We start from the raw sequence: 23,707 nt of genomic DNA on the forward strand, positions 1-23,707 counted from the left end.
GCCTCAGCGGCTCCCATCGGCAATGGTTCAGGACGCAGCCAGCTCTCGCATGCGCTGCAGCACCGCATTGAGCCCATTGCTGCGTGACGGCGAGAGCTGGCGTTGCAGGCCCAACTGCTCGAACCAGCCGACCAGATCGAGCCTGGCCAGCTCATCGCTGCCGAGCCCATCGACTCTGGCCAGCAGCACGGCCAGCAGGCCGCGTAGCAGGCGGGCTTCGCTGCCGGCGCGGAAATGCCAGATGCCATCCTGTTTCTCTGCCACCAGCCAGACCAGGCTTTCGCAGCCGTGCACGCGGTGTTCGTCGATGCGTTCGGCGTCGCTCAGCGGTTGCAGGCGCTCGCCCCACTGCATCAGCAGGCGTGCGCGCTGTTCCCAGCCGGGGCAGGCATTGAAGGCCTCCAGCGCTTGCTGAGCGGCGCCGGGCAGGTTATCCGTCATTGCAGCAGCTCCAGGGCCTTGTCCAGCGCCGCGAAGAAGCGCTGCAGGTCGTCGCCGTCGTTGTACAGGCCGAGCGACACGCGGATCGCACCGGACAGCCCCAAACCCTTCATCAGCGGCATGGCGCAGTGATGACCGGCACGCACGGCGATGCCCTGTTCGCTCAGCAGATGGGCCAGGTCGGCGTTGTGCACGCCGTCGACGCAGAAACTGGCCAGCGCCAACTGCGGCGCGCCGAGCAGGCGCACGCCGTCGCGCGCCGTCAGGCCGGCCAGCAGTTCGGCATGCAGTGCGGCTTCATGCCGCGCCACGGCGGCCTGATCGAGGCCGTTCAGCCAGTCCAGCGCCGCGCCCAGGGCGATCACCGCGGAGACCGGTGGGGTGCCCGCCTCGAAACCCAGCGGGGCGGGGCGAAAGCGCGCGCTCTGGTAGTCGGCGTCCAGCACCATCTCGCCGCCGAACTGCCAGTGACGCAGCTGCGCTAGCGCCGCGCCACGGCCATAGAGCAGGCCGACGCCGTCCGGGCCGTAAAGCTTGTGCGCCGAGCAGACGTAGAAGTCGCAGCCCAGCGCCTGCATGTCGTGGCGGCCATGCACCGCACCCTGGGCGCCGTCGACCACGCTGATGGCGCCTTGCGCGCGGGCCAGTGCCAGCAGCTCGGCCAGCGGCAGCCAGCGGCCGAGCACGTTGGACAGCTGCGACACCGCCAGCAGGCGCGTGCGCGGGCCGATCAGTTGGGCGGCCTGGCTCAGGTCGATGTTGCCCGACGCTTCCAGCGGCAGCACCACGAGCTGCAAGCCGCGACGCTGGGCCAGCTGCTGCCAGGGCAGCAGATTGGCATGGTGCTCCAGGGCGCTGATGACGATCTCGTCGCCGGGCTGCAGCAGATGCTCCAGGCCGTAGGCCAGCAGGTTCAGGGCTTCGGTCGAGCCGCGGGTGAAGAGAATCTCATCGCGGCTGGCGGCATTCAGCCAGGCTGCCGCCTTGTCCCGCGTCGCCTCGAAGGCGCGGGTGGCGCGTTCGCCCGGCAGGTGCTGGGCGCGATGTACGTTGGCCGCGCCGCCGGCCAGATAGCCGAGCAGGGCATCGAGCACCGCCTGCGGTTTCTGGGCGGTGGCGGCGCTGTCCAGGTAGGTCTGGCCCTCGCCTGCGAGGGCGAGGATGCCGGGGAAGTCGGCGCGCCAGGGGGAAGTCAGTGACATAGGAGCCTATCCGTAGGGTGCGCCGTGCGCACCGGGTCGCACATGGACGGGTGGCGCACACGGCGCACCCTACTGGATCAGTTGTGGGCGTGCAGGGCTTCGTTCAGCTCGATGGCCGACTTGTGGGTTTTGCACTCCACCGCGCCGGTCTGCGAGTTGCGGCGGAACAGCAGGTCCGGCTGACCGGCCAGTTCGCGCGCCTTGACCACTTTCACCAGTTGGTTCTGGTCGTCGAGCAGGGCCACCTTGGTGCCGGCGGTGACGTACAGGCCCGATTCCACGGTGTTGCGGTCGCCCAGGGGGATGCCGATGCCGGCGTTGGCGCCGATCAGGCAGCCTTCGCCGACCGAGATGACGATGTTGCCGCCGCCGGACAGGGTGCCCATGGTCGAGCAGCCGCCGCCCAGGTCCGAGCCCTTGCCGACGAACACGCCCGCGGAGACGCGGCCTTCGATCATGCCCGGGCCTGCCGTGCCGGCGTTGAAGTTGACGAAGCCTTCGTGCATCACGGTGGTGCCTTCACCGATATAGGCGCCCAGACGGATGCGCGCGCTGTCGGCGATGCGCACGCCGGCCGGCACCACGTAGTCGGTCATCTTGGGGAATTTGTCCACCGAGAACACTTCCAGCAGTTCGCCCTTCAGACGTGCCTCCAGCTGACGCTCGGCCAGCTCGGTCAGGTCGACCGCGCCCTGGCTGGTCCAGGCGACGTTGGGTAGCAGCGGGAAGATGCCGGTCAGGTTCAGGCCGTGCGGCTTGACCAGGCGATGCGACAGCAGGTGCAGCTTGAGGTAGGCCTCCGGAGTGGTGGTCAGCGCGCTGTCTTCGGCCAGGAAGGTTGCCACCAGCGGATTGTGGCTCTCGGCCAGGCGGGTGAGCAGGGCAGCCTGGGCAGCGTCGACGCCCTTGAGGGCATCGGCCAGTTCGCCGGCCTGGGCGCTGGTGAAGGCGATGGCCTGGTTGCCGCCCTGGTAACCGAGAATGGCGGCGGCCTTGTCGCTCAGCTCCGCTGCCGGATTGAGCAGGGGCAGGGCATAGAAGACTTCCAGCCAGTTGCCCTGGCGGTTCTGGGTGCCGACGCCGAAGGCGATGCTGAAGAGGGAGGTGCTCATAGGTGGGTTCCTTGCAACGAAATCGAGGGTAAAGAATCAGGCCAATGCGGCTTGGTAGTTATCCGGTTTGAAGCCGACCAGGGTGCGATCGCCGAGATCGAGCACCGGGCGCTTGATCATCGAGGGCTGGGCCAGCATCAGCTCGATGGCCTTGGCCTGATCGAGGCCGGCCTTCTGCTCGTCGGTGAGCTTGCGGAAGGTGGTGCCGGCGCGGTTGAGAATGGTCTCCCAGCCGTGCTCGTCGCACCATTTCTGCAGGCTCGCGCGGTCGATGCCGGCGGTCTTGTAGTCGTGGAAGTCGTAGGCGATGCCGTGCTCGTCCAGCCAGGTGCGGGCTTTCTTCATGGTGTCGCAGGCCTTGATGCCGTAGAGGTGGATCGCGCTCACGTGATGCTCCGGTTCATCGGTGGTTGGTCGCAGAGAGCGGCAATTATGCCATGACATTGTGCCGGACGACGGATTCCCACCTGGCAGTTGTCCTCGTCGCCGTTCGTCGCAGGGCAGTCAAGAAATGTGCGCCCTTACCGTTACGCCTGATAGTCACATTCGCTTCACCGGGTTGGTGGAGCGTACTCCGTTGGCTTGCACGTTTTACCTGGATGCAAGGTGCGCAAGCCGCCCGCAGTGGTCATCAACATGATCGATCTGAATACCTGGAATCTGACCATTCCTGAGCAAGTGCCTGCCCGTACCATCGAAACCCGCCTGGTGAAAGCCGACTACCGCAGCCCGTACTTCTACCGTTCCGGAACCACCCTGTTGTTCTGGGCGCCGGTGACCGGTACCAGCACCTCCAACAGCCCCTATCCGCGCAGCGAGCTGCGCGAGACCTTTGCCGATGGCAAGCAGCGCAACTGGTTGTACAAAGAGGGCAATCACCGCCTGGCGGCGTCCCTGGCAGTCACTCAGGTTCCCTCCAGCGGCAAGATAGTGATCGGTCAGGTGCATTCCAAGGACAATCCCACGCCCTATATCAAGCTGCAGTACCAACTCGTGCAGGGTGTCGGCTATGTGAACCTGGAGCTGCGCAGAAAACCCGGCGACATCAAGAGTCCGGTGGTGATGACCTACCGCAGCATGCCGCTCAACACCCGCTTCAACTATGCGATCGACATCTCTCGCAAGGGGGACCTGAAGGTGTCGATAGACGGTCTGACCTACACGGACAAGATCGACCCAGCCTGGGCCAGCAAGCGTTTCTACTTCAAGGCAGGCGTCTACACCCTGGATAACCAGGGCCCGCCCAGCGAAGGCGGGCGCGCGGTCTTCCACCAGCTGCGCGCGACCCACGTCAAATGAGGGCCGCGGCCGAACGTTCGGCCGCGGCTTGGCAGTCAGGCGTTTTCGATGAAGCGGCGAATGCGCTCGGCGGCCTCGATGCACTCGGCCAGCGGCGCGACCAGCGCCATGCGCACGCGGCCGGCGCCCGGGTTGATGCCATTCACCTCGCGTGACAGGTAGGAGCCCGGCACCACGGTGACGTGCTCGGCGGCGAACAGTTCGCGGGTGAACAGGGTGTCGTCGCCCGGGGTGCGCGCCCACAGGTAGAAGCCGCCGTCCGGGCGCTGCACGTCCATCACGGGCGCGAGGATATCCAGCACGGCGTCGAACTTCTCGCGGTACAGGTCGCGGTTGGCGCGCACGTGATCCTCGTCGTTCCAGGCGGCGACGCTGGCCAGCTGGGTCTGCACCGGCATGGCGCAGCCGTGGTAGGTGCGATACAGCAAGAAGGCCTTGAGAATCGCGGCGTCGCCGGCGACGAAGCCCGAGCGCAGGCCCGGCAGGTTGGAGCGCTTGGACAGGCTGTGGAACACCACGCAGCGCGCAAAGTCGCTGCGGCCCAGTTCGGCGCAGGCGCTGAGCAGGCCGGGCGGTGGCGCATCCTCATCGAAGTACAGCTCGCTGTAGCATTCGTCGGCGGCGATGATGAAGTCGTGCTTGTCGGCCAGGGCGATCAGTTTCTTCAGCGTCTCCACCGGGATCAGCGCGCCGGTGGGGTTGCCCGGCGAGCACAGGAAGAGAATCTGGCAGCGCTGCCAGACTTCGCTCGGCACCGCGTCGAAGTCCGGGTTGAAGCCATGGGCTTCCAGGCACGGCAGGTAGTGCGGCTCGGCGCCGGCGAGGAACGCCGCACCTTCGTAGATCTGATAGAAGGGATTGGGGCTGACCACCAGGCCCTTGTCATTGCGGTCGACCACGGCCTGGGTGAAGGCGAACAGGGCCTCGCGGGTGCCGTTGACCGGCAGCACGTGGCGCGCGGCATCCAGCCAGCCAGTTGGCACGCCGAAGCGGCGTTCGCACCAGGCGGCGATGCTCTGGCGCAGCTCGGGCAGGCCCAGGGTGGTCGGGTACACGGCGAGCTTGTCGAGGTTGGCGGTCAGCGCCTGGCCGACGAAGTCGGGCGAGCGGTGCTTGGGCTCGCCAATGGACAGGGCGATGGGACGCTTGTCGGCGGCCGGCTGCACGCTGCCGAGCAGTTCGCGCAGTTTCTCGAAGGGGTAGGGCTGGAGCTGGTCGAGGGCTGGGTTCATCGTTATCTCGCGTACATCGGAAGGCGGGGCGGCTCAATCATATGTCGATCTGCAGGCTCTGCGGCTGAGCGCTGGGCTCGGACAGGCGGCGGACGATGGTTTCCTGCAGGCGTGCACAGAGTTCGGGATCGGACAGCGGCTGGTTGTTGGCATCGGTGACGAAGAACACGTCTTCGACCCGTTCGCCCAGGGTGGCGATCTTGGCGTTCTGCAGCGACAGGTCGTATTCGAGGAAGATCCGCCCGATGCGTGCCAGCAGGCCGGGGCGGTCCGGTGCGGTCAGCTCGAGAATGGTCACCGGGCGCTGCGCATCGTTGTGGATGGTCACCTGCGGGGCGAAGGCGAAGTGCTTGAGCTGGCGCGGCACCCGACGCTGGATGATGGTGGGGTACTCGTCCGGGTTCTTCAGCGCTTCGATCAGGCCTTCGCGAATCTGCTTGATGCGCGCGGGGTTGTCGCCGATCGAGCCGCCGTCGGCGTCCAGCACCACGTAGGTATCGAGGGTGAACTGGCTGGTGGAGGTGATGATGCGCGCATCGTGAATGTTCAGGTTGAGCTGGCTCATCGCGGCCACGGTCACGGCGAAGAAATCGTGCTGGTCCGGGGCGTAGATGAAGATCTGCGTACCGCCCTCGAACTCGCGCTGGGTGGTTTCCTTGATCAGCACCAGCGGGCCGCTGTCGGCCGGGTGCTGGAGAATGGCCTCGGTATGCCAGGCCACGTCGTTGGCGGTATGGCGCAGGAAGTAGTCGTCGCCGAGCTGGCTCCACAGCTGTTCGGCGTCGTCCGGGTCGGTGCCACCGCGCACCAGGATGTCCAGCGCCGCACTCTGCGTCTGGCGAATCTGTTCTTCGCGATCCAGCGGGTTTTCCAGGCCGCGGCGCAGCGCACGCTTGGTCTCGGTGTAGAGCTGGCGCAGCAGGCTGGCGCGCCAGGAGTTCCACAGGCTCGGGTTGGTGGCGTTGATGTCGGCCACGGTCAGCACGTAGAGGTAGTCCAGGTGGGTCTGGTCGCCGACGAACTGGGCGAAGTCGTGGATCACCTGCGGGTCGGACAGGTCCTTGCGCTGCGCGGTGGTGGACATCACCAGGTGGTGCTGCACCAGCCAGACGATCAGGGCGCTGTCCCAGGCCGGCAGCTGATGCCGGCGGGCGAAGGCTTCGGCGTCCACCGCGCCCAGCTCGGAGTGGTCGCCGCCGCGGCCCTTGCCGATGTCGTGGTAGAGCCCGGCAAGGTAGATCAGCTCGGGCTTGGGCAGTCGGTCGATGAGCTTGCTGGCCAGCGGGAACTTCTCCGCCAGCTCCGGCCAGCGGAACTTGCGCAGGTGCTTGATCAGGTTGAGGGTGTGCGCATCGACCGTATAGATGTGGAACAGGTCGTGCTGCATCTGCCCGACGATATGGCCGAACTCCGGCAGGTAGCGGCCGAGGATGCCGTAGCGGTTCATGCGGCGCAGGTTGCGGTGGATGCCTTCCTTGCACTTGAACAGCTCGATGAACAGGCTGGTGTTGCGGATGTCCTTGCGGAAGTCGTCGTCGATCAGGTGGCGGCTGTCGCGCAGCAGGCGAATGCTGTCGGCGCGTACGCCCTTGATCTCGGGGTTCTGCGCCATCAGCACGAAGACTTCGAGGATGGCGAAGGGGGTGCGCTTGAAGACGTTCGGGTGGGTCACCTCGATATAGCCGTCGCGCACCTGGAAGCGGCTGTTCAGCGGTGTGGCCGGGCCGCTTTCGCCGGCGCGCAGGATGACTTCCTCGAAGTGCTGGTTGATCAGGTCCGACAGCTCGGAAATGCCCATGACCACGCGGTAGTACTTCTGCATGAAGTGCTCGATGCTGCGCTTGCCGTCGCCGTCCTGATAGCCGAACAGGGCGGCGATCCTGGCCTGGTAGTCGAACAGCAGGCGGTCTTCGGCGCGCCCAGCGAGCATGTGCAGGGCGTAGCGCACCTTCCACAGGAACTCCTGGCTGGAGGAGAGCAGGGCGTATTCGCTTTCCAGCAGAAAGCCCTGGCCCACCAGGGCCTGCAGGTTGAGGGTGCCGAACTGGCGGCGAGCGACCCAGAGCACGGTCTGGATGTCGCGCAGCCCGCCGGGTGAGCCTTTGACGTTGGGCTCGAGGTTGTACTCGGTGTCGTTGTACTTGGCGTGGCGCGCCTTGCGCTCCTCGCGCTTGGCCAGATAGAAGTGCTTGCTCGGCCACATCTGTTCGCTGCTGGTCACCTGCTGCATGCGCTGGCGCAGATGTTCCGGGCCGGCGATGGTGCGGCTTTCCATCAGGTTGGTGATCACCGTCAGGTCGGCGCGTGCTTCTTCGGCGCATTCGTCGACCGAACGCACGCTCTGGCCCACTTCCAGGCCGATGTCCCAGAGCAGGGTGAGAAAGCCTTCGATGGGCTCGCGGAAGATTTCATGATCGCTGCTGTCGAGCAGGATCAGCAGATCGATATCCGAGTAGGGGTGCAGTTCGCCGCGGCCATAACCGCCGACGGCGAGCAGGGCGATATCGGCGTCCTCGCTCCAGGCGAAGCGTTTCCAGGCTTCCTGCAGGATCTGGTCGACGAACCAGGCGCGGTCCTCCACCAGACGGCGGATGTCGCGGCCGCCCTTGAAGCGCGCATCGAGCACCTCGCGGGCATGGCGGATAGCCTTCTTGAAGGCGGCGATGGGGCTGGACTTGAGCGCCAGCTCGGCCTGGAACTGACCGCGGTCAAACAGTTCGGGGTCCATCTGCGGCATGCAGGCGCCTTCCTCTTAAAGGTTCGTAGGGTGCGCCATGCGCACCACAAGCTTCAATGGTGCGCACGGCGCACCCTACGGATCGCGGTCAGGCCGAGGTGCGCGGCAGGGTATCGTCGCTGCGCAGGGTCAGGATCTCGTAGCCGTTGGCGGTGACCAGCACGGTGTGCTCCCACTGCGCCGACAGCTTGCGGTCCTTGGTAATGGCGGTCCAGCCATCGCCGAGCAGACGGGTTTCCGGGCGTCCCTGGTTGATCATCGGCTCGATGGTGAAGGTCATGCCTTCCTTGAGTTCCATGCCGGTACCGGCCTTGCCGTAGTGCAGCACCTGCGGTTCTTCATGGAACACGGCGCCGATGCCGTGGCCGCAGTATTCGCGCACCACGGAAAAACCGTTCTTCTCGGCGTGTTTCTGGATCACCTCGCCGATATCGCCCAGGCGCGTGCCCGGTTTGACCAGCTCGATGCCTTTATACATGCACTCCTGGGTGATCCTGGCCAGACGCTCAGCCCACTCCGCCACCTTGCCGACCATGAACATCTTGCTGGTGTCGCCGTGGTAGCCATCCTTGATCACGGTGACGTCGATGTTCAGCACGTCACCCTCTTTCAACGGCTTGTCGTTGGGGATGCCGTGACACACCACATGGTTGATCGAGGTGCAGATCGACTTGGGGAAGCCCTTGTAGTTGAGCGGCGCGGGAATGGCTTTCTGCACGTTGACGATGTAGTCGTGACAGATGCGGTCCAGCTCGTCGGTAGTGACGCCAGGCTTGACGTGCTCGCCGATCATCTCCAGCACTTCGGCGGCCAGGCGACCGGCGACGCGCATTTTCTCGATTTCTTCGGGGGATTTGATGGTGACGGACATATGAAGCTCTCGGGCGCGAACGGAAAAGGGGAGTATCTTAGCAGCTACGAGCCGCAAGCCCCAAAAGGCAGCTGCAAGCCCCTGGCGTCGAGAAGCGCGCGCAGCGCCGTGTGCTTTGGTGGAGAAGCTTTGTCTGTGCTTGCAGTGCGAGGCTTGTAGCTTGCGGCTGCTTTGTATGGTATAAAACGCGCCGCTTTACGGGCAGCAGGCCCGAAAGCCTTAAACCCACACACGTATCGACACGGTTTCCTGGGTGCCCGCGAGGGTTGGAAGCTGGGATGCGTGGAGGCCTAACCCGACTTATCAAGGAACTATCATGTCCCAAGTCAACATGCGCGATATGCTGAAGGCCGGTGTGCACTTCGGCCACCAGACCCGTTACTGGAACCCGAAAATGGGCAAGTACATTTTCGGCGCGCGCAACAAGATTCACATCATCAACCTCGAAAAAACCCTGCCGATGTTCAACGACGCCCTGTCGTTCGTTGAGAAGCTGGCTGCTGGCAAGAACAAGATCCTGTTCGTCGGCACCAAGCGTTCCGCTGGCAAGATCGTTCGCGAAGAAGCTGCTCGTTGCGGCTCGCCGTTCGTCGATCACCGCTGGCTGGGCGGCATGCTGACCAACTACAAGACCATCCGTGCTTCGATCAAGCGCCTGCGCGAGCTGGAAACCCAGTCCCAGGACGGCACCTTCGCCAAGCTGACCAAGAAAGAAGCCCTGATGCGCTCCCGTGATCTGGAAAAACTGGATCGCAGCCTGGGCGGTATCAAGGACATGGGCGGTCTGCCGGACGCGCTGTTCGTGATCGACGTCGACCACGAGCGCATCGCCATCACCGAAGCCAACAAGCTGGGCATTCCGGTCATCGGCGTTGTCGATACCAACAGCAGCCCGGAAGGCGTTGACTACATCATCCCAGGTAACGACGACGCCATCCGCGCCATCCAGCTGTACATGGGTGCCATGGCCGACGCCGTGATCCGTGGTCGCAGCAACGCTGGCGGCGCGACTGAAGAGTTCGTCGAAGAAGCTCCGGCTGCCGAGAGCGCCGAAGGCTAGGCGGTAACGCCAAGCATTTAGCGTTATGCGCTGTGCAAGAAGGGGGCTAGGCCCCCTTTTTGCCACTCACAGATTTGATCGCCCGCCTGGCGGGTGAATGGTTGAAGACCTACCGAGAGGATTTTCAAGATGGCAGAGATTACTGCAGCCCTGGTTAAAGAACTGCGCGAGCGTACCGGCCAAGGCATGATGGAATGCAAGAAGGCCCTGGTTGCCGCCGGTGGCGACATCGAGAAAGCCATTGATGACATGCGCGCTTCCGGTGCCATCAAGGCTGCCAAGAAGGCCGGCAACATCGCCGCCGAAGGCTCCATCGCCGTTCGCGTCGAAGGCGGCCGTGGCGTGATCATCGAAGTCAACTCGCAGACCGACTTCCTCGCCCTGCAGGACGACTTCAAGGCGTTCGTCAAGGAAAGCATCGACGAAGCCTTCGAGAAGAACCTGACCGAAGCCGCTCCGCTGATCGCTTCCCGCGAGTCGGCTCGTGAAGCCCTGGTTGCCAAGTGCGGCGAGAACGTCAACATCCGTCGTCTGACCGCCGTTTCCGGCGAAACCGTCGGTGCCTACCTGCACGGCCACCGCATCGGTGTTCTGGTCGTCCTGAAGGGCGGCAACGACGAGCTGGCCAAGCACGTTGCCATGCACGTCGCCGCCAGCAACCCGGCCGTGGTATCGCCGGACCAGGTTTCCGAAGAGCTGGTTGCCAAGGAAAAGGAAATCTTCCTGCAGCTGAACGCCGAGAAGATCGCCGGCAAGCCGGAAAACATCGTCGAGAACATGGTCAAAGGCCGTATCGCCAAGTTCCTGGCCGAAGCCAGCCTGGTCGAGCAAGCCTTCATCATGGATCCGGAAGTCAAGGTCGGTGACCTGGTCAAGAAAGCCGGTGCCGAAGTCGTTTCCTTCGTACGTTACGAAGTGGGCGAAGGCATCGAGAAGGCCGAGACCGACTTCGCTGCCGAAGTCGCTGCTCAGGTTGCTGCCAGCAAGCAGTAATCGGCAGTTCGGCCAGTTGTCCCCGAGAGGCTGCCCGCTTGCGCGTGCAGCCTCTTTGCCGAATAAGGGGTGCAAAAGCAGTAGCGGCCGCGATCGCAGCGGTCGTTGGCACGATCGAAGTGCCGGATAATCGCGATGCCTGGCATCGCAACAGCATTCATATCGCCGCAGGAGAGACTTGCAATGGCTCAGCAGACGAGTGGTCGCCAACCTCGCTACAAACGCATTCTGCTCAAACTCAGCGGCGAGGCCCTGATGGGCTCGGAAGATTTCGGTATCGATCCCAAGGTGCTCGATCGCATGGCTCTGGAAGTCGGCCAGCTGGTCGGCATCGGTGTGCAGGTCGGCCTGGTCATCGGCGGCGGCAACCTGTTCCGCGGTGCGGCCCTTTCGGCGGCCGGCATGGACCGAGTCACCGGTGACCACATGGGCATGCTGGCCACGGTGATGAACGCCCTGGCCATGCGCGACGCGCTGGAGCGTTCGAATATCCCCGCCATCGTCATGTCGGCGATCTCCATGGTCGGCGTGACCGATCATTACGACCGCCGCAAGGCCATGCGTCACCTGAAGACCGGCGAGGTGGTGATCTTCGCTGCCGGTACCGGCAATCCGTTCTTTACTACCGATTCGGCTGCCTGCCTGCGCGCCATCGAGATCGATGCCGACGTGGTTCTGAAGGCGACCAAGGTCGATGGCGTGTACACTGCCGACCCGTTCAAGGACCCGCATGCCGAGAAGTTCGAGCGGCTGACCTATGACGAGGTGCTCGATCGCAAGCTGGGCGTGATGGATCTGACGGCCATCTGCCTGTGCCGCGATCACAACATGCCGCTGCGGGTCTTCAACATGAACAAGCCGGGCGCTCTGCTCAATGTAGTGGTGGGCGGCGCCGAAGGAACCCTGATCGAGGAGGATGCACAATGATCAACGACATCAAGAAAGACGCTCAGGAGCGTATGGGCAAATCCCTGGAAGCGCTGGATCGTAACCTGGCTTCCATCCGTACCGGCCGCGCTCACCCGAGCATTCTCGACAGCGTCAAGGTGCCGGCCTGGGGTAGCGACATGCCGCTGAATCAGGTCGCTGCGATCACCGTTGAAGATGCTCGTACTCTGAAGATCGTCGCTCACGACAAGAACCTCAGCGCTGCCATCGAGAAGGCCATCATGACCTCCGATCTGGGTCTGAACCCGAGCAGCGCCGGCACCACCATCCGCGTGCCGATGCCTGCCCTGACCGAGGAAACCCGCAAGGGCTACACCAAGCAGGCGCGTGGCGTGGCCGAAGACGCCAAGGTCGCCGTGCGCAACGTGCGCCGCGACGCCTTGGCCGAGCTGAAGAAGCTGGCCAAGGCCAAGGAGATCAGCGAAGACGAAGAGCGTCGTGCTGCTGACGAGCTGCAGAAGATCACCGACAAGTTCATCGCTGATGTCGACAAGGCCCTAGAGGTCAAGGAAGCGGATCTGATGGCCGTTTGACGGTACAGGCTTCCCGACATGGACAAGAACAAGCAGGGGGCGGTGCCGCGGCATGTCGCCATCATCATGGATGGCAACAACCGCTGGGCGAAGAAGCGCCTGTTGCCGGGCGTAGCGGGGCACAAGGCGGGCGTCGACGCGGTTCGCGCGGTGATCGAGGTGTGCGCCGAGTCGGGTGTCGAGGTATTGACCCTGTTCGCCTTCTCCAGTGAGAACTGGCAGCGCCCGGCCGAGGAGGTCGGTGCGCTGATGGAGCTGTTCCTCGGCGCGCTGCGCCGCGAGGCGAAGAAGCTGCTGGATAACGACATCGGCCTGCGCATCATCGGTGATCGCTCGCGCTTTCATCCGGAGTTGCAGGCCGCCATGCGTGAGGCCGAGCTGCTGACGGCCGGCAACCGGCGCTTCATCTTGCAGATCGCTGCCAACTACGGCGGGCAGTGGGATATCGCCCAGGCCGCCCAGCGTCTGGCGCGCGAGGTGCAGGCCGGGCATCTGCAGCCCGAGGACATCACCCCCGGGCTGCTGCAGGGCTGTCTGGCCACCGGCGATCTGCCGTTGCCCGATCTGTGCATACGCACCGGTGGCGAGCACCGCATCAGTAACTTCCTGCTCTGGCAGTTGGCTTACAGCGAACTGTACTTCTCCGACCTCTACTGGCCGGATTTCAAGCACGAGGCCATGCGCAAGGCGCTGGCCGATTTCGCTACCCGCCAGCGTCGCTTCGGCAAGACCAGCGAGCAGGTGGAAGCCGAGGCGCGTTCCTAATGCTCAAGCAACGAATCATCACGGCGCTGGTGCTGCTGCCCATCGCCCTGGGCGGTTTTTTTCTGCTCGACGGCGGCGCCTTCGCGCTATTCATCGGGGCGGTGGTCACGCTGGGTGCCTGGGAGTGGGCGCGTCTGGCCGGGTTTGACGCTCAGCCTCAGCGCATCGCCTATGCAGCCGGGGTGGCGGTGCTGCTCTACGGTCTCTATCTGCTGCCTGCGCTGGCGCCGCTGCTATTGCTCATTGCGGTGTTGTGGTGGGCTGCGGCGACGCTGCTGGTGCTCAGCTACCCCGACAGCAGTCGGTACTGGGGCGGCCTGCCCGGCAAATTGCTGATCGGTCTGTTGATTCTGCTGCCGGCCTGGCAGGGGCTGGTGCTGCTCAAGCAGTGGCCGCAGGCCAACGGCCTGATCATCGCCGTCATGGTGCTGGTCTGGGCTGCGGATATCGGTGCTTATTTTTCCGGCAAGACCTTCGGCAAGCGCAAGCTGGCGCCCAGGGTCAGCCCGGGAAAAAGCTGGGAAGGCCTCTACGGCGGCCTCGCCACCAGCCTGCTGATCACCCTGCTGGTTGGTCTGCAGCAGGGCTGGGGCCTTGGCAGCCTGCTGCTGGCGCTTGGTGGTGCGGCTGTGGTGGTGCTGGTTTCGGTGGTCGGTGACCTGACCGAGAGCATGTTCAAGCGGCAGTCCGGAATCAAGGACAGCAGCAACCTGCTGCCTGGTCATGGCGGCGTGCTCGACCGTATCGACAGCCTCACCGCGGCCATTCCGCTGTTTGCGGCGCTGCTGTGGCTGGCGGGCTGGGGTTCGCTGTGAGCACAGTGCAGCAGATCACCGTGCTGGGGGCGACCGGCTCCATCGGTCTGAGCACCCTGGACGTGATCGCGCGTCACCCCGAGCGTTACGCGGTATTCGCGCTCAGCGGCTTTTCCCGGCTGGCGGAGCTGGAGACGCTCTGCGTGCAGCATCGTCCGCGCTATGTCGTGGTGCCCGACGCTGCCGCGGCGCACGCTCTGCAGGGCAGCCTGCGAGCGGCGGCGTTGCCCACCGAGGTGCTGGTGGGCGAGGAGGGCCTGTGCGCCGTGGCTGGACATGGCGAGGTCGACTGCGTAATGGCGGCGATCGTCGGTGCCGCCGGCCTGAGGCCGACCCTGGCGGCGGTGCAGGCCGGCAAGAAAGTGCTGCTGGCCAACAAGGAGGCGTTGGTGATGTCCGGCGCCCTGTTTATGCAGGCGGTGCGCGAGAGCGGCGCCACCTTGCTGCCGATCGATAGCGAGCACAACGCCATTTTCCAGTGTCTGCCGGGCGACTACGGCCGCGGGCTGCAGGCGGTCGGCGTGCGTCGGGTGCTGCTCACCGCTTCCGGCGGTCCCTTTCGCGAAACGCCGCTGGCCGAGCTGGAGCGTGTCACGCCCGAGCAGGCCTGTGCACATCCCAACTGGTCGATGGGGCGCAAGATCTCCGTGGACTCGGCGAGCATGATGAACAAGGGGCTGGAGCTGATCGAAGCCTGCTGGCTGTTCGATGCGCGTCCCGAGCAGATCGAGGTGGTCATCCATCGGCAGAGCGTGATTCATTCGCTGGTCGATTACGTCGACGGTTCGGTGCTGGCGCAGTTGGGCAACCCGGACATGCGCACGCCCATCGCCCATGCCCTGGCCTGGCCGCAGCGTATCGATTCGGGGGTGTCGCCCCTGGATCTGTTTGCCATCGGTCGCCTGGATTTCGAGCGCCCCGACGAGCAGCGCTTTCCCTGTCTTCGCCTGGCGCGCGAGGCGGCGCAGGTCGGCGGCAGCGCTCCGGCGATGCTCAACGCGGCCAACGAGGTCGCGGTCGACGCCTTTCTGCAGCGCCGCATCCGCTTCAGCGATATCGCGCGTATGATTGAGTTCGTGTTGAACGCGGAGTCGGCGCGGGCAGTCGAAGCGCTCGATGCGGTCTTCGAGGCCGATCGCCGGGCGCGCGCCCTGGCTGGTGAATGGCTCGCCCGGCATTGATGGGCTGGAGAGAATAGATGAGTGGGCTGTATATGGTGGTCGGCACCCTGATCGCTCTGGGTGTCCTGGTGACCTTTCACGAATACGGGCATTTCTGGGTGGCCCGGCGTTGCGGGGTCAAGGTCCTGCGCTTTTCCGTCGGCTTCGGTACGCCTCTGCTGCGCTGGCATGACCGGCAGGGTACCGAATTCGTGATCGCGGCCATTCCGCTTGGTGGCTACGTGAAGATGCTCGACGAGCGTGAGGGCGACGTACCGCCCGAGCTGGTCGAGCAGTCCTTCAATCGCAAGAGCGTGCGCCAGCGCATCGCTATCGTCGCTGCAGGCCCGCTGGCCAACTTCCTGCTGGCTCTGCTGTTCTTCTGGTTCGTCGCCATGCTCGGTAGCCAGCAGGTGCGCCCGGTCATCGGCGCGGTGCAGGAAGGCAGTCTGGCAGCGGCTGCGGGGCTGCAGGCGGGGCAGGAGATCGTCGCGGTCAATGGCGAGGCAACCAGCGGCTGGGCTGCGGTCAACCTGCAACTGGTGCGTCGTCTCGGTGAGAGCGGCACCCTGAATCTGCGCGTCCTCGAGCCGGGGTCGACCGTTGAAACGCCCAAGCAGGTGCAGCTGGACAATTGGCAGCGTGGCGTCGACGAGCCCGATCCCATCGGGTCGCTGGGCATTCGTCCCTGGCGTCCGGCTCTGGAGCCGGTGCTGGCCGAGCTGGACCCCAAGGGGCCGGCCCACGCGGCAGGGTTGCAGACGGGCGACAGATTGCTGGCGCTCGATGGCGAGCCGCTGGCCGACTGGCAGGATCTGGTCGATCGCGTGCGGGCGCTGCCGGGAGAGGCCGTGACCCTGCGCATCGAGCGTGCCGGGCAAGCGCAGGATGTCGAGCTGACACTGGCGGCGCGCGGCGAGGGTGAGGTGCGCAGCGGTTATCTGGGCGCCGGCGTGCAGGGGGTGGAATGGCCGCCGGAGATGCTGCGTGAGGTGCGCTACGGTCCCATCGAAGGCATCGCCGAAGGCATGCGTCAGACCTGGGCGATGAGCCTTCTGACCCTCGATTCATTGCGGAAAATGCTGTTCGGAGAGCTCTCGGTAAAAAACTTGAGTGGGCCGATAACCATTGCTAAAGTGGCGGGCGCTTCAGCTGAGTCAGGGCTGGGGGATTTCCTGAAATTCCTTGCATATCTGAGTATTAGCCTGGGGGTTCTGAATCTGCTGCCCATCCCCGTACTGGATGGTGGGCATCTGCTGTTTTATCTGGTCGAGTGGGTGCGTGGTCGCCCCTTGTCTGAGCGGGTCCAGGGTTGGGGGATGCAGATCGGCATCAGTCTGGTCATCGGGGTCATGTTGCTGGCTCTGGTCAACGATCTTGGCCGTCTGTAAGCATTGCTGAATTGCGCTCTCGAGATTCACAAGAAGTGTCGCCTTGGGCGGCAGTTTTTATCGTCAGTTGGAATAAGAAAGGACTTCATGAAACGTCTGCTGCTACCTGCGGTACTGTCCGCATTGATGATCGCCGAAGTTCACGCCGAGTCCTTCACCATCTCCGATATACGCGTCAACGGTCTCCAGCGGGTTTCCGCCGGTAGCGTATTTGGCGCACTGCCGCTGAACGTGGGTGAGCAGGTCGACGACCGCCAGCTGGTCGATGCCACCCGCTCCCTGTTCCGCACCGGTTTCTTCCAGGATATCCAGCTCGGTCGCGATGGCGACGTGCTGGTCATCACCGTGGTCGAGCGTCCTTCCATTTCCGGTATCGAAATCGAAGGCAACAAGGCCATCACCACCGAGGACCTGCTCAAGGGTCTGAATCAGTCCGGCCTGGCCGAGGGCGAGATCTTCCAGCGCGCCACGCTCGAAGGCGTGCGCAACGAGCTGCAGCGCCAGTATGTTGCGCAGGGCCGCTACTCCGCGGAAATCCAGGCCGAGGTGATTCCCCAGCCGCGCAACCGCGTGGCGCTGAAGATCACCATCAACGAAGGCACCGTCGCCGCCATCTCGCACATCAACGTGGTGGGCAACACGGTGTTCAGCGATGAAGACCTGACCGACCTGTTCGAACTGAAGACCACCAACTGGCTGTCGTTCTTCAAGAACGACGACAAGTACGCTCGCGAAAAGCTGTCCGGTGACTTGGAGCGTCTGCGCTCCTACTATCTGGACCGTGGTTACATCAACATGGATATCAGCTCCACTCAGGTATCCATCACCCCGGACAAGAAGCACGTCTACATCACCGTCAACGTTGAAGAGGGCGAGAAGTACAGCGTTCGCGACGTGAAACTGTCCGGTGACCTCAAGGTACCGGAAGAAGACGTGCGCGCACTGCTGCTGGTGAAGGAAGGGCAGGTGTTCTCGCGCAAGGTGATGACCACCACCAGCGAGCTGATCACCCGTCGCCTGGGTAACGAGGGCTACACCTTCGCCAACGTCAACGGCGTGCCGGAAGCGCACGACGAGGACAACACCGTTTCCATCACCTTCTTCGTCGATCCGGGCAAGCGCGCCTACGTCAACCGCATCAACTTCCGTGGCAACACCAAGTCCGAGGACGAGGTGCTGCGTCGTGAGATGCGCCAGATGGAAGGTGGCTGGGCCTCGACCTATCTGATCGATCAGTCCAAGGTTCGCCTCGAGCGTCTGGGCTTCTTCAAGGAAGTCAACGTCGAAACCCCGCAGGTGCCGGGTACCGACGACCAGATCGACGTCAACTACAGCGTCGAAGAGCAGCCGTCCGGCTCCATCACCGCCAGCGTCGGTTTCGCCCAGAACGCCGGTCTGATCCTGGGTGGCTCGATCAGCCAGAACAACTTCCTGGGTACCGGTAACCGCGTCAGCCTCGGTCTGACCCGCAGCGAATACCAGACCCGTTACAGCTTCGGCTTCGTCGACCCCTACTGGACCGTCGATGGCGTCAGCCTGGGCTACAACGCCTTCTACCGCACCACCGACTACGACGAGCTCGATGTCGATGTATCCAGCTACTCGGTCGACAGCCTGGGCGCCGGCATCAACATCGGTTATCCGATCAGCGAGACCGCGCGTCTGACCTACGGTCTGACTGTGCAGCAGGATACTATCGATACCGGCCGCTACACCGTCGACGAGATCTTCGACTTCATCGAGGCCGAGGGCGACAATTACCTGAACTTCAAGGGCTCCATCGGCTGGTCCGAGTCGACCCTCAACCGTGGCGTGTTGGCCAACCGTGGTCACTCGCAGAGCCTGGTGCTGGAAACCACCATTCCGGGCAGCGATCTGTCGTTCTACAAGCTCGACTATCGCGGCCAGGTATTCAAACCGATCAGCGACACCTACACCCTGCGCTTCCATACCCAGCTGGGTTATGGCGACAGCTATGGTTCCACCGCCGAATTGCCGTTCTACGAGCATTACTATGCCGGTGGTTTCAACTCGGTACGCGGCTTCAAGGACAGCAGCCTGGGGCCACGCAGTACGCCGAGCTCCGGCAACAAGCCTGGCACGCTCCGCGACCCGGACCAGGATCCGTTGCCGTTCGGCGGTAACGTGCTGGTGCAGGGCGGCGTCGAGATGCTGTTCCCCATGCCGTTCGTCAAGGATCAGCGCTCGCTGCGTACCGCGCTGTTCTGGGATGTGGGTAACGTCTTCGATACCAACTGCTCGTCGAGCCAGAAGAAGCTCAGCGACAGCTGCGACATCGATTTCAGCAACCTGGCCAGCTCCGTGGGTGTCGGCCTGACCTGGATTACCGCGCTCGGCCCGCTGAGCTTCAGCCTGGCCATGCCGATCAAGAAGCCGGATGATGCCGATACTCAGGTCTTCCAGTTCTCCCTGGGTCAGACCTTCTAAAACTCATTCACCGAAAGCCAACAGTTTTGTTGCAGGAGTGCATTGTGCGTAAGTTGACTCAACTGGTTCTGTTCACCGCCGCTCTGATCGCCACTCCGGCGTTCGCCGAGATGAAAGTGGCCGTGCTGAACTATCAGATGGCGCTGCTCGAATCGGATGCGGCCAAGCGCTACGCGGTCGATGCCGAGAAGAAGTTCGGTCCGCAGCTGAACAAGCTCAAGGCCCTGGAGAGCGATGCCAAGCGCATTCAGGACCGCATGGTCAAGGATGGCGAGAAGATGCAGCAGGCCGAGCGCGAGCGCCTCGAGCTCGAGTTCAAGCAGAAGGCCCGTGACTTCCAGTTCCAGTCCAAGGAGTTGAACGAAGCCAAGGCCATCGCCGATCGCGAGATGCTGGCCAAGCTCAAGCCGAACCTGGACAAGGCCGTGGAAGAAGTGATCAAGAAGGGTAACTTCGACCTGGTGCTCGAGCGCGGTGCGGTGATCGATGTCAAACCTCAGTTCGACATCACTCGCCAGGTCATCGAGCGCATGAATCAGATGCGCTGAGCATGAGTGCGACATTCACCCTCGGCCAGTTGGCCGAGCGCCTGGGCGCCACCTTGCGTGGCGCCGAAGCTAAGGTCATAACGGGCCTGGCCACCTTGCAGGAGGCCAGGCCCGAACAGTTGAGCTTCCTGGCCAACGCCCAGTACCGCAAGTTTCTGGCGCAGACCCAGGCCGGCGCTGTGCTGCTGAGCGCAGCTGATGCCGAAGGTTACGCTGGCGATGCCCTGATCGTTGCCAATCCCTATCTGGCCTACGCCCAGCTGTCGCATCTGTTCGATCGCAAGCCCAAGGCTGCTCCCGGCATTCATGCCACCGCCCAGGTCGCCGACGACGCGCAGGTCGATCCGAGCGCCAGTGTGGGGCCCTACGCGGTCATCGAGAGTGGCGCGCGTATCGGTGCCGAGGTCAGTATCGGCGCGCACTGTGTGGTTGGTGCCCGTAGCGTGATCGGTGACGGCGGCTGGCTGGCACCGCGCGTGACGCTGTATCACGACGTGCAGATCGGCAAGCGTGTGGTGATCCAGTCCGGTGCGGTGATCGGTGGCGAGGGCTTCGGTTTCGCCAACGAGAAGGGCGTCTGGCAGAAGATCGCGCAGATCGGTGGGGTGACCATCGGTGATGACGTAGAGATCGGCGCCAATACCACCATCGACCGGGGTGCGCTCTCCGACACCCTGATCGGCAATGGCGTGAAGCTGGATAACCAGATCATGATCGCGCACAACGTGCAGGTCGGTGACAACACCGCCATGGCCGGCTGCTGCGGTATTTCCGGCAGCACCAAGATCGGCAAGAACTGCATGATCGCCGGTGGCGTCGGCATGGTTGGTCACATCGAGGTGTGCGACAACGTATTCGTCACCGGCATGACCATGGTCACGCGCTCGATCACCGAACCGGGCGCCTATTCTTCCGGTACCGCCATGCAACCGGCGGGCGAATGGAAGAAGAGCGCGGCGCGTATTCGTCAGTTGGACGAGATGGCCAAGCGTTTGCGTGAGCTGGAAAAACAGCTGGCCGCCGTGACCCAGACGGCGAACGTCTCATCTGATGCCTGAGCACGACGTTGTAGTGCTCTTTTCTTTTCTTACAGGCTTAATCGGACATGATGGACATCAACGAAATTCGTGAATATTTGCCGCACCGCTATCCTTTCCTGCTGGTGGATCGTGTGGTGGACCTGGACGTCGAAGGCAAGCAGATTCGCGCCTATAAGAATGTCAGCATCAACGAGCCGTTCTTCAATGGCCATTTCCCCGAACACCCGATCATGCCTGGCGTGCTGATCATCGAGGCCATGGCCCAGGCCGCCGGCATCCTCGGTTTCAAGATGATGGGCGTGAAGCCGGCCGACGGCACCCTCTATTACTTCGTCGGTTCGGACAAGCTGCGTTTCCGCTCGCCGGTGCTGCCGGGCGATCAGCTCACGCTGGAAGCCAAGTACCTGAGCGACCGTCGCAGCATCTGGAAATTCGAGTGCCGCGCCACCGTCGATGGCAAGGAAGTCTGCTCCGCTGAAATCATCTGTGCGGAACGCAAACTATGAGTTCGATTGACCCCCGCGCCATCATCGACCCCAGTGCCAGACTGGCCGACGACGTCGTCGTCGGCCCGTGGAGCATTGTCGGGCCCGATGTGGAAATCGGCGAGGGTACAATCATCGGCCCGCACGTGGTGCTCAAGGGGCCGACCGTGATCGGCAAGCACAACCGCATCTACCAGTTCTCCTCGGTGGGTGAGGATACGCCTGACCTGAAATACAAGGGCGAGCCGACGCGCCTGGTGATCGGCGATCACAACACCATCCGCGAAGGCGTCACCATTCACCGTGGCACCGTGCAGGATCGTAGCGAAACCACCATTGGCGACCACAACCTGATCATGGCCTACGCCCATATCGGCCACGACAGCGTGATCGGCAATCACTGCATTCTGGTCAATAACACGGCTCTGGCTGGCCATGTCTGGGTCGACGACTGGGCGATTCTTTCCGGTTACACCCTGGTGCATCAGTTCTGCCGCATCGGCGCGCACAGCTTCTCCGGCATGGGCACAGCCATTGGCAAGGACGTTCCGGCGTACGTCACCGTGTTCGGCAACCCGGCCGAAGCGCGCAGCATGAACTTCGAGGGCATGCGTCGTCGTGGCTTTTCGGCCGAGGCCATCGCTGCGCTGCGCAAGGCCTACAAACTGGTTTATCGCCAGGGGCTGACCGTCGAGCAGGCGCTGACGGAGCTGGCCGAGTCCGCTGCGCAGTTCCCGGAGGTCGCGGTGTTCCGCGACTCCATCCAGGCCTCCACACGCGGCATCACGCGCTGATTCCCATGAGTAGACCTATTCGCGTCGCACTGGTCGCCGGTGAGGCGTCCGGTGACATTCTCGGTTCCGGCCTGATGCAGGCCATCAAGGCGCGCCATCCGGATGCCGAATTCATCGGCGTCGGCGGTGCGCGCATGGAAGCCGAAGGCCTGAAATCCTACTTCCCCATGGAACGCCTGGCGGTCATGGGCCTGGTCGAGGTGCTCGGCCGTCTGTTCGAACTGCTCGGCCGCCGCCGCCAGCTGGCCCGCGATCTGATCGCCGCAAAGCCGGACGTGTTCATCGGTATCGATGCCCCCGACTTCAATCTGGGCCTGGAGCTTAAGCTGCGCCGAGCCGGGATCAAGACGGTGCATTACGTCAGCCCGTCGGTCTGGGCCTGGCGGCAGAAGCGCGTGCTGAAGATTCGCGAAGCCTGTGACCTGATGCTGACCCTGTTCCCCTTCGAAGCGCAGTTCTACGACGCCCATCAGGTGCCGGTGCGTTTCGTCGGTCATCCCTTGGCCGATGCCATTCCCCAGCAGGCCGACCGCGCCGCCGCCCGCGAAGCGCTGGACCTGCCGCAGGACGGGCCGGTCGTTGCCCTGATGCCGGGCAGCCGAGGCGGGGAGGTGGCGCGTCTGGGCGATCTGTTCCTCGATGCGGCCATTCGCCTGCGCGCCTTGCGTCCAGGCGTTCGCTTCCTGCTGCCCTGCGCCACGCCCGAGCGGCGCGCGCAACTGGAGCAGATGCTGGCCAGCCGCGATCTGCCGCTGACCCTGCTCGACGGCCGCTCTCACGAGGCTTTGGCCGCCTGCGATGCGGTGCTGATCGCTTCGGGTACCGCCACGCTGGAGGCACTGCTGTACAAGCGGCCGATGGTGGTGGCCTATCGCGTGGCACCGCTGACCTATCGGATTCTCAAGCGCCTGGTCAAAAGTCCCTACATCTCGCTGCCCAATCTGCTGGCCGAGCGTCTGCTGGTGCCCGAACTGATCCAGGAGGCGGCGACCGCCGAGGCCCTGGCCCAGGCCGTGGCGCCGCTGATTGATGGCGGTCAGGTACAGACCGAAGGATTCGACGTGATTCACCGTGCGCTGCGTCGCGACGCCTCGGTGTCGGCGGCGGACGCCGTGCTCAAGCTGGCGGGGCGCGACTGATGCAGCTGGGCCTCGACTTCACCCTGGTCGAAGAGCTGGTCGCCGGCGTCGACGAAGTCGGCCGTGGCCCGCTCTGCGGCGCGGTGGTCACGGCGGCGGTGATTCTCGATCCCCTGCGGCCGATCATCGGTCTGAACGATTCGAAGAAGCTCACCGAGGCGCGTCGCGAAGTGCTGTTCGACGAAATTCGCGAGAAGGCCCTGGCCTGGTGCATCGCCCGCGCCGAGGTGGAGGAGATCGACCGCCTGAACATCCTGCATGCCACCATGCTGGCCATGCAGCGCGCTGTCGAAGGCCTGAGCGTGACGCCGAAACTGGCGCTGATCGATGGCAACCGCTGCCCCAGGCTGGCGCTACCCAGTGCACCGGTGGTCAAGGGTGACAGTCGAGTACCGGCGATCGCCGCGGCTTCGATTCTGGCCAAGGTCAGCCGCGACCGCGAGATGCTCGAGATGGATCGCCGCTATCCCGGCTACGGCATCGCCGGTCACAAGGGTTATCCGACGCCCGTTCATCTCGAGGCGCTGCAGCGCCTGGGGCCGACCCCCATCCATCGGCGCTCCTTCGCCCCGGTGCGGGCGCTGCTCGAGCCGGTAGCCGTCGATTGCATCGCCGCCACGGTCTGAACCTCTGGCCCTAAGTCAGACCCGCTTAGGCTACAATCCGCGCTTTGTCGTTTTCACCTGCAAGGCCG

Annotated in this window: 23 protein-coding genes; 16 read left to right on the forward strand and 7 right to left on the reverse strand. The window is 63.9% G+C overall.

The genetic code is table 11. The annotated features are described in order from the left end of the window. Window positions 1-27: 27 nt before the first annotated feature. The 4 genes from L1F06_RS07285 to L1F06_RS07300 all read right to left on the reverse strand — a co-directional run bounded on the left by L1F06_RS07285 (window position 28) and on the right by L1F06_RS07300 (window position 3,100). The gene (locus L1F06_RS07285; RefSeq protein WP_096826983.1) at window positions 28-441 is read right to left on the reverse strand and encodes a SufE family protein; all 414 of its coding nucleotides are present in this window, start codon (window positions 439-441) and stop codon (window positions 28-30) included. After that, entirely contained in the window at window positions 438-1,643 is a 1,206-nt protein-coding gene (locus L1F06_RS07290; RefSeq protein ID WP_129484115.1) for an aminotransferase class V-fold PLP-dependent enzyme, read from the reverse strand. Before L1F06_RS07290 ends, L1F06_RS07285 begins: the two co-directional genes overlap by 4 nt. Window positions 1,644-1,720: 77 nt before the next feature. Next, on the reverse strand, window positions 1,721-2,755 hold the full coding sequence (gene dapD / locus L1F06_RS07295) for a 2,3,4,5-tetrahydropyridine-2,6-dicarboxylate N-succinyltransferase (protein ID WP_129484118.1): 1,035 nt from the start codon (window positions 2,753-2,755) through the stop codon (window positions 1,721-1,723). 36 nt (window positions 2,756-2,791) lie between these two features. Then, entirely contained in the window at window positions 2,792-3,100 is a 309-nt protein-coding gene (locus tag L1F06_RS07300; protein WP_252576776.1) for an arsenate reductase, read from the reverse strand. A 261-nt stretch (window positions 3,101-3,361) separates the two neighbouring features. On the opposite strand from L1F06_RS07300, the gene L1F06_RS07305 reads away from it, so the two are divergent. Then, window positions 3,362-4,054, forward strand: a complete 693-nt coding sequence (locus L1F06_RS07305) for a polysaccharide lyase family 7 protein (protein WP_003244184.1) — start codon at window positions 3,362-3,364, stop codon at window positions 4,052-4,054. Between the two features lie 35 nt (window positions 4,055-4,089). Here the strand turns inward: L1F06_RS07305 and dapC are convergent, their stop codons facing one another. The 3 genes from dapC to map form a co-directional block, all read right to left on the reverse strand. After that, complete coding sequence (gene dapC / locus L1F06_RS07310; protein ID WP_129484120.1) at window positions 4,090-5,286, reverse strand: succinyldiaminopimelate transaminase; 1,197 nt, start codon at window positions 5,284-5,286, stop codon at window positions 4,090-4,092. Window positions 5,287-5,323: 37 nt separating this feature from the next. Further along, on the reverse strand, window positions 5,324-8,023 hold the full coding sequence (locus tag L1F06_RS07315; protein ID WP_003244188.1) for a [protein-PII] uridylyltransferase: 2,700 nt from the start codon (window positions 8,021-8,023) through the stop codon (window positions 5,324-5,326). Window positions 8,024-8,111: 88 nt separating this feature from the next. Continuing rightward, complete coding sequence (gene map / locus L1F06_RS07320) at window positions 8,112-8,894, reverse strand: type I methionyl aminopeptidase (protein WP_003244196.1); 783 nt, start codon at window positions 8,892-8,894, stop codon at window positions 8,112-8,114. A 316-nt stretch (window positions 8,895-9,210) separates the two neighbouring features. Here map and rpsB point away from each other — a divergent pair, with 316 nt between their 5' ends. The 15 genes from rpsB to rnhB all read left to right on the forward strand — a co-directional run bounded on the left by rpsB (window position 9,211) and on the right by rnhB (window position 23,639). Further along, complete coding sequence (rpsB, locus tag L1F06_RS07325) at window positions 9,211-9,954, forward strand: 30S ribosomal protein S2 (protein WP_003244198.1); 744 nt, start codon at window positions 9,211-9,213, stop codon at window positions 9,952-9,954. A 129-nt stretch (window positions 9,955-10,083) separates the two neighbouring features. Continuing rightward, window positions 10,084-10,947, forward strand: coding sequence for a translation elongation factor Ts (tsf, locus tag L1F06_RS07330; RefSeq protein WP_003244200.1), 864 nt, complete (start codon window positions 10,084-10,086; stop codon window positions 10,945-10,947). Between the two features lie 183 nt (window positions 10,948-11,130). Beyond that, window positions 11,131-11,874: a UMP kinase gene (gene pyrH / locus L1F06_RS07335; RefSeq protein ID WP_003244202.1), complete on the forward strand. Its 744-nt coding sequence runs from the start codon at window positions 11,131-11,133 to the stop codon at window positions 11,872-11,874. After that, window positions 11,871-12,428 carry a ribosome recycling factor gene (frr, locus tag L1F06_RS07340; RefSeq protein WP_003244203.1) on the forward strand — a complete coding sequence of 186 codons (558 nt, stop codon included), beginning with the start codon at window positions 11,871-11,873 and terminating at the stop codon, window positions 12,426-12,428. Before pyrH ends, frr begins: the two co-directional genes overlap by 4 nt. An 18-nt stretch (window positions 12,429-12,446) precedes the next feature. Further along, window positions 12,447-13,193 carry a polyprenyl diphosphate synthase gene (gene uppS, locus L1F06_RS07345; protein WP_096826974.1) on the forward strand — a complete coding sequence of 249 codons (747 nt, stop codon included), beginning with the start codon at window positions 12,447-12,449 and terminating at the stop codon, window positions 13,191-13,193. Further along, window positions 13,193-14,008: a phosphatidate cytidylyltransferase gene (locus L1F06_RS07350; protein WP_129484121.1), complete on the forward strand. Its 816-nt coding sequence runs from the start codon at window positions 13,193-13,195 to the stop codon at window positions 14,006-14,008. The genes uppS and L1F06_RS07350 overlap by 1 nt, the downstream gene beginning before the upstream one ends. Beyond that, window positions 14,005-15,189, forward strand: coding sequence for a 1-deoxy-D-xylulose-5-phosphate reductoisomerase (ispC, locus tag L1F06_RS07355; protein WP_012019183.1), 1,185 nt, complete (start codon window positions 14,005-14,007; stop codon window positions 15,187-15,189). The genes L1F06_RS07350 and ispC overlap by 4 nt, the downstream gene beginning before the upstream one ends. A gap of 17 nt (window positions 15,190-15,206) precedes the next feature. Next, entirely contained in the window at window positions 15,207-16,559 is a 1,353-nt protein-coding gene (rseP, locus tag L1F06_RS07360) for a sigma E protease regulator RseP (RefSeq protein ID WP_096826969.1), read from the forward strand. 87 nt (window positions 16,560-16,646) lie between these two features. Then, window positions 16,647-19,007 (forward strand): outer membrane protein assembly factor BamA, encoded by a 2,361-nt coding sequence (gene bamA, locus L1F06_RS07365; protein WP_003244210.1) that lies wholly within the window; start codon window positions 16,647-16,649, stop codon window positions 19,005-19,007. A gap of 44 nt (window positions 19,008-19,051) precedes the next feature. Beyond that, entirely contained in the window at window positions 19,052-19,555 is a 504-nt protein-coding gene (locus L1F06_RS07370; RefSeq protein WP_003244211.1) for an OmpH/Skp family outer membrane protein, read from the forward strand. Then, window positions 19,552-20,613, forward strand: a complete 1,062-nt coding sequence (lpxD, locus tag L1F06_RS07375; protein ID WP_085986038.1) for a UDP-3-O-(3-hydroxymyristoyl)glucosamine N-acyltransferase — start codon at window positions 19,552-19,554, stop codon at window positions 20,611-20,613. The genes L1F06_RS07370 and lpxD overlap by 4 nt, the downstream gene beginning before the upstream one ends. 47 nt (window positions 20,614-20,660) lie before the next feature. Next, a complete protein-coding gene (fabZ, locus tag L1F06_RS07380) occupies window positions 20,661-21,101 on the forward strand; it encodes a 3-hydroxyacyl-ACP dehydratase FabZ (RefSeq protein WP_003244215.1) in 441 nt (146 codons plus the stop codon). After that, window positions 21,098-21,874 carry an acyl-ACP--UDP-N-acetylglucosamine O-acyltransferase gene (lpxA, locus tag L1F06_RS07385; protein WP_129484122.1) on the forward strand — a complete coding sequence of 259 codons (777 nt, stop codon included), beginning with the start codon at window positions 21,098-21,100 and terminating at the stop codon, window positions 21,872-21,874. The genes fabZ and lpxA overlap by 4 nt, the downstream gene beginning before the upstream one ends. A 5-nt stretch (window positions 21,875-21,879) precedes the next feature. Beyond that, entirely contained in the window at window positions 21,880-23,013 is a 1,134-nt protein-coding gene (gene lpxB / locus L1F06_RS07390) for a lipid-A-disaccharide synthase (protein WP_003244219.1), read from the forward strand. Then, window positions 23,013-23,639, forward strand: coding sequence for a ribonuclease HII (gene rnhB / locus L1F06_RS07395; protein WP_129484123.1), 627 nt, complete (start codon window positions 23,013-23,015; stop codon window positions 23,637-23,639). The genes lpxB and rnhB overlap by 1 nt, the downstream gene beginning before the upstream one ends. Window positions 23,640-23,707 lie beyond the last annotated feature (68 nt).

Source organism: Pseudomonas hydrolytica, assembly GCF_021495345.1.
Taxonomy (GTDB): domain Bacteria; phylum Pseudomonadota; class Gammaproteobacteria; order Pseudomonadales; family Pseudomonadaceae; genus Aquipseudomonas; species Aquipseudomonas hydrolytica.

Bases quoted from the DNA above. Each gene is read 5' to 3' on its own strand.
- frr (WP_003244203.1), top strand. From the start codon at position 11,871: ATGATCAACGACATCAAGAAAGACGCTCAGGAGCGTATGGGCAAATCC.
- bamA (WP_003244210.1), top strand. From the start codon at position 16,647: ATGAAACGTCTGCTGCTACCTGCGGTACTGTCCGCATTGATGATCGCC.
- pyrH (WP_003244202.1), top strand. From the start codon at position 11,131: ATGGCTCAGCAGACGAGTGGTCGCCAACCTCGCTACAAACGCATTCTG.
- uppS (WP_096826974.1), top strand. From the start codon at position 12,447: ATGGACAAGAACAAGCAGGGGGCGGTGCCGCGGCATGTCGCCATCATC.
- dapD (WP_129484118.1), bottom strand. From the start codon at position 2,755: ATGAGCACCTCCCTCTTCAGCATCGCCTTCGGCGTCGGCACCCAGAAC.
- L1F06_RS07315 (WP_003244188.1), bottom strand. From the start codon at position 8,023: ATGCCGCAGATGGACCCCGAACTGTTTGACCGCGGTCAGTTCCAGGCC.
- L1F06_RS07285 (WP_096826983.1), bottom strand. From the start codon at position 441: ATGACGGATAACCTGCCCGGCGCCGCTCAGCAAGCGCTGGAGGCCTTC.
- L1F06_RS07300 (WP_252576776.1), bottom strand. From the start codon at position 3,100: ATGAAGAAAGCCCGCACCTGGCTGGACGAGCACGGCATCGCCTACGAC.
- rnhB (WP_129484123.1), top strand. From the start codon at position 23,013: ATGCAGCTGGGCCTCGACTTCACCCTGGTCGAAGAGCTGGTCGCCGGC.
- lpxB (WP_003244219.1), top strand. From the start codon at position 21,880: ATGAGTAGACCTATTCGCGTCGCACTGGTCGCCGGTGAGGCGTCCGGT.
- rpsB (WP_003244198.1), top strand. From the start codon at position 9,211: ATGTCCCAAGTCAACATGCGCGATATGCTGAAGGCCGGTGTGCACTTC.
- dapC (WP_129484120.1), bottom strand. From the start codon at position 5,286: ATGAACCCAGCCCTCGACCAGCTCCAGCCCTACCCCTTCGAGAAACTG.
- map (WP_003244196.1), bottom strand. From the start codon at position 8,894: ATGTCCGTCACCATCAAATCCCCCGAAGAAATCGAGAAAATGCGCGTC.
- rseP (WP_096826969.1), top strand. From the start codon at position 15,207: ATGAGTGGGCTGTATATGGTGGTCGGCACCCTGATCGCTCTGGGTGTC.
- L1F06_RS07290 (WP_129484115.1), bottom strand. From the start codon at position 1,643: ATGTCACTGACTTCCCCCTGGCGCGCCGACTTCCCCGGCATCCTCGCC.
- tsf (WP_003244200.1), top strand. From the start codon at position 10,084: ATGGCAGAGATTACTGCAGCCCTGGTTAAAGAACTGCGCGAGCGTACC.
- L1F06_RS07350 (WP_129484121.1), top strand. From the start codon at position 13,193: ATGCTCAAGCAACGAATCATCACGGCGCTGGTGCTGCTGCCCATCGCC.
- fabZ (WP_003244215.1), top strand. From the start codon at position 20,661: ATGATGGACATCAACGAAATTCGTGAATATTTGCCGCACCGCTATCCT.
- lpxA (WP_129484122.1), top strand. From the start codon at position 21,098: ATGAGTTCGATTGACCCCCGCGCCATCATCGACCCCAGTGCCAGACTG.